Raw genomic sequence first — 4,313 nt, 5'->3', positions numbered from 1 at the left:
CGGCGGACGTCCGCCGTGGTCGTGAATGCGGAGCGGCCGAGGAGGCGGGCCAGTTCCGCGGGGGTTCTCCGGCCGTCCGCGTGGTCGAGCAGGTCGCACTGGTGCCGGGTCGGCGGGCGGACCCGGCGGGCGTGGCGGCCCGGGGTGGTGGCGGGCGGGGTGGTGGTGGCCGGTGGGGTGGTGGTTCGGCGCAGTGGCGCGGTGTCGAACCGTGCGGAGGGCCAGATGCGGTCGAGCAGGTGGCGTCGGCGTTCGGCCTCGCGGCGCAGCCGGTGGGCGCCGACGGCGGCGACCGGGCCGAGCCAGTGCCGGGCGCCGGGTGTGAAGGTCCAGCGGGTGGGGGTGGCGGGGGTGGCGAGCAGGAGGCAGGCGGCGTCGTAGAGCGCGCCGAGGTGGCAGAGTTCGAGTTCGCCCCGGGTCAGCCGGCCCTGTTCGACGAGGGCTTCGCCGACCCGGGCGTGCGGGCCGAACCGGTGGACGGCGTCCTGCCAGGTGTCGGGGGTGAGCCGGCCGCAGGCGGTGAGCAGGGTGGCGAGGTCGGGGGCGCGGTCGGACTCGGCGTGGGCGACCAGGCCGTCGAGGAGGTAGACGGTGCCGGCGGGGCCGCGCAGGGCGCCGGTGACGCGTTCGCCGGCGAGCCGTTCGACCGCCGCGCCGGGGGTCCAGCCGGGGTCGGCGGCGGCCGGGAGCGACGCGGCGGGCCCGTCCGCCGCCCGGAACCCGACGGCGGCGTGCGTCTCCCCGCGCTGGCCGCAAGAGCCCGGGCCCGCCGGGGGGTTCGTCGGGAGGTTCGTCATCCGAGCACCAGTTCCTCGGCGATCGACTGGAGACGGAACCGGGCGGCGGCGAGGTTGCCCTCGGCGCGGTCGAGCCAGAGGTGCAGGACGAGCCGGCTGTCGAAGACCGTGTCGATGAAGCAGAGCAGGTGGTAACCGCGCCCCGTGGTCAGGATGATGTCCTGCACCGGCGTCTCGCGGTCCTCCACGGCGGTGAAGGTCGCGGCCTCGACCGCCGCCCGCACCAGGTCGGTCGCCTCGGCGGCCGTGGTGTCGTGGTCGCCGGTCGGACTGACGCCGGCACTTCCCAGGGCGAGCCCGCTGCTCCAGTCGATCAGACTCGCGGCACGGGCCCCGGCGATCGCCATCGCCCGGGTCAGGCACTCGTCGATACCCGGCACTCGGGCTCCTTCGGAGGATTCGGGGAGGAAACGGCGCGGCGGGACACAACCGCCGCACGTCGGCCGGACCGCCACGAGCGGTGGCGGGGTCGACACGGAAGGCTACTGATGGAATCCATACAACGAACGTTCCGATGGCATATTCACACCACAACGGCGCGCTTTCAGCCATCCTTTGACGACCCGTCAACCGCGTTTCCGGCGGCATCACCGCTGACCGCACATCCGTGCGTGACACGAACGAACGATCCACCTGGGGCTGGACCTTGGCCGATTGTCGGCCGACTCGACGGGTGGCGGACCGCGCGTGCGATAGAACCGATGGACCCTCGGGGGAACGACGAAGCGGCCGCCCCCCAGTAGGGGGACGGCCGCTTCCATGAGAGCGCCAGGCCCGGGTCGCACGGACTCTCCCTACTGAAAGTAGGGCGTGCTCTGGTAGCACCACTGACGCCTGATCGATCCGGTCCGGATCCCCGCTTCGCGAAGATCGTTCCCTCTCGACGTGATGAACAGTAGCAGGTCATCACGCCTGGTCAGAAATCGGATGGCCGGCCACCGCGCCCGGCCCGCGATCGCCGGTCAGCAGCACGCGGTAGCCGGCGATCAGCGCCGCGAGCCCGACCTCGAAGGCCTGGTCGGCCCGGTGCCGCCCGGCCGGGACGGCGGCCAGCGCGTCGGCCAGCCGGGGGGTGGCGGCCCGGTCGACGGCGTCGACCATGACGGCGGGCGCGACGAGGTCCAGCGCCGAGCCGAGGATGAAGCTCTCCAGGGCGGTGATCACGCCCATCACCTCCTCGCGCGCGAAGCCCGCCGCCTCCAGGGTGACCACGGCCCGCTCGTACACCTCGTGCATGAACGGTTCGGCGAGCGGCGCGGTGGCCAGCAGCCGGATGATGCCGGGATGCGCGGCGAAGGCCTCGCGGTAGGCGCGGGCCCAGCCGCGCAGCGCGTCGTCCCACGGGCGGTCCCAGAGCGAGCGTTCGCCGATCACCCGGACGAGTTCGGCGCGCATCAGGGCGACGATCTCGGCGCGGCCGGTGACGTGGTGGTAGAGCGCGGAGGGGCTGACCTTGAGCGCGCCGGCGAGGGCGGGCATGGTCAGGTCGCCCGCCTCGTCGACCAGCCGCAGCGCGGTCTGCACGATGCGCTGCCGGTCCAGCAGGGGTGTGCGCGGCCTGGCCATGGGGTTCCCGCCCTTCCCGGCGTTCACGAGGTCGCCGCGCGGCGCGGCCCTACGATCATCGCGCAAGATCATCGTGATGAAAACGTAATCGAATGACTTTCAATAAAACTCTTCCGCGCCTGGCCCGGCCGCACCTACGGTTACCGAATCCCATTCAGTTAACCAGGTCACACCAGACCGCACCGGGAGAGGACGCACCCTCATGCGCGCCGACACGATCTTCACCGGCGGCCGGATCCACACCGGCGACCCGGCCCACCCCGTCACCGACGCCCTCGCCGTCACCGCCGGGCGGATCACCGCCCTCGGCACGGCGGCGCACGCGCTGCGCGACGAGCGGACCGAAACCGTCGACCTGGCCGGCGGCGCCCTGCTGCCCTCCTGGGGCGACGGCCACGTCCACCCGCTGATCGGCGGGCTCGGTCTGCGCGGCGTACCGGTCCGGGACCGCGTCAGCCTGGAGGAGGTGGTCGAGGCCGTCCGGGTCTGGGCCGAGGAGCACCCCGAGGCCGAGTGGATCACCGGCGACGCCTTCGACCCCTGGCTCGCCGAGGGCGGCCTGTTCGACGCCGCGCTGCTCGACGCGGTCGTCCCCGACCGGCCGGTGCTGCTGCGCACCATGGACCACCACACCGGCTGGGCCAACAGCGAGGCGCTGCGCCGGGCCGGGTACACCGCCGACACGCCCCAGCCGGCGCACGGCGAGATCGTCCGCCGCGCCGACGGCAGCCCGCTCGGCACCCTGCGCGAGTTCGGCGCGCTCAACCCGGTGCTCGCCCTCGTTCCGCTGCCCGACCTCGCCGAACAGGTCGAGGCGCTGCACGGCACGGCCCGGGTGCTCGCCTCCGCCGGGGTGACCTGGGTCCAGGACGCCTGGGTGGAGCCGCACCAGGTCGACACCTGGCTCGCCGCCGTCGCCGACGGCCGGGACCTCGCCGTCCGGGCCAACCTGGCGCTGCTGCTGGAGCCGGACGGCTGGCGCGAGCGCCTGCCGCGGCTCGCCGCCGACCGCGAGCGGGTCGAGGCCGCCGGGCGCGGCCAGGTCACCGCGCGGGCCGTCAAGTTCTTCGCCGACGGCGTCCTGGAGTCCGGCACCGCCGCGCTGCTGGAGCCCTACAGCGACTGCCCGCACTCGCACGGCGCCGCCAACTGGACCGGCGCGGAGCTGGCCGACGCCGTCACCGCCGTCGACGCGCTCGGCTTCCAGCCGCACATCCACGCCATCGGCGACCACGGCGTGCGGATCGCCCTGGACGCGATCGAGGCCGCCGCGCGCCGCAACGGACCGCGCGCCCGCCGTCCGGTGATCGCCCACGTCCAGCTGGTCGACCCGGCCGACCTGCCGCGGTTCGCCGAACTCGGCGTGATCGCCAACTTCGAGCCGCTCTGGGCGCAGCCGGACCCGCTGATGACCGAGCTGACGCTGCCCCGGATCGGCCCCGAGCGCGGCGCCCGGCAGTACCAGATCGCCGCCCTGCTGCGCGACGGGGCGCGGGTCTCGTTCGGCAGCGACTGGCCGGTCACCCGGTACGAGCCGCTGGCCGGGCTGGCCACCGCCGTGACCCGGCAGACGCCCGAGGGCCTGCCGGAGGGCGGCTGGCTGCCGCAGGAGCGGATCGGGCTCGACCAGGCACTCGCCGCGTACTCGGCGGGCGTGGCGCACCAGGCGTTCGAGGAGGACGCCTGGGGGGTGCTGCGGGTCGGCCTGCGGGCGGACCTGGTGCAGTTGGCCGCCGACCCGTTCACCGTTCCGCCCGGCGAGCTGGCCGGGGTCGCCGTCGTCGGCACCTGGCTGGGCGGCCGCCGCACCCACTGAGGCGCCGCACGCACTGAGCGCCCCCGATCGACGGCGCGCGCCCTGGGCGCGTGCCATAGCCGCCCGCGCCCCCACCCGGGCGGCCTCCTCTACCCTCGACCGCACGACCCCAGGAGAGCTCCCCCCATGCACCT

4 protein-coding genes are annotated in these 4,313 nt (G+C 74.6%); 1 reads left to right on the top strand and 3 read right to left on the bottom strand.

The window, feature by feature from the left end:
* From ABD308_RS23705 to ABD308_RS23695, 3 genes are all read right to left on the bottom strand, one after another.
* Positions 1-797: hypothetical protein (locus ABD308_RS23705; protein WP_344338359.1), on the bottom strand; the 797-nt coding region annotated here is incomplete at its 3' end.
* Positions 794-1,177: a hypothetical protein gene (locus tag ABD308_RS23700; RefSeq protein ID WP_344338357.1), complete on the bottom strand. Its 384-nt coding sequence runs from the start codon at positions 1,175-1,177 to the stop codon at positions 794-796. The genes ABD308_RS23705 and ABD308_RS23700, both read right to left, overlap by 4 nt.
* Positions 1,178-1,703: 526 nt before the next feature.
* Positions 1,704-2,363, bottom strand: a complete 660-nt coding sequence (locus ABD308_RS23695; protein ID WP_344338355.1) for a TetR/AcrR family transcriptional regulator C-terminal domain-containing protein — start codon at positions 2,361-2,363, stop codon at positions 1,704-1,706.
* 202 nt (positions 2,364-2,565) lie between these two features.
* Between ABD308_RS23695 and ABD308_RS23690 the strand changes: the two genes are divergently transcribed.
* Complete coding sequence (locus ABD308_RS23690) at positions 2,566-4,179, top strand: amidohydrolase (RefSeq protein WP_344338353.1); 1,614 nt, start codon at positions 2,566-2,568, stop codon at positions 4,177-4,179.
* The last annotated feature ends 134 nt before the right edge of the window (positions 4,180-4,313 follow it).

This window comes from Kitasatospora putterlickiae, from assembly GCF_039527695.1.
Lineage (GTDB): Bacteria > Actinomycetota > Actinomycetes > Streptomycetales > Streptomycetaceae > Kitasatospora > Kitasatospora putterlickiae.
The sequence above is the reverse complement of the archived record's forward strand: the minus strand, read 5'-3'. Positions and strand labels throughout refer to the sequence as shown.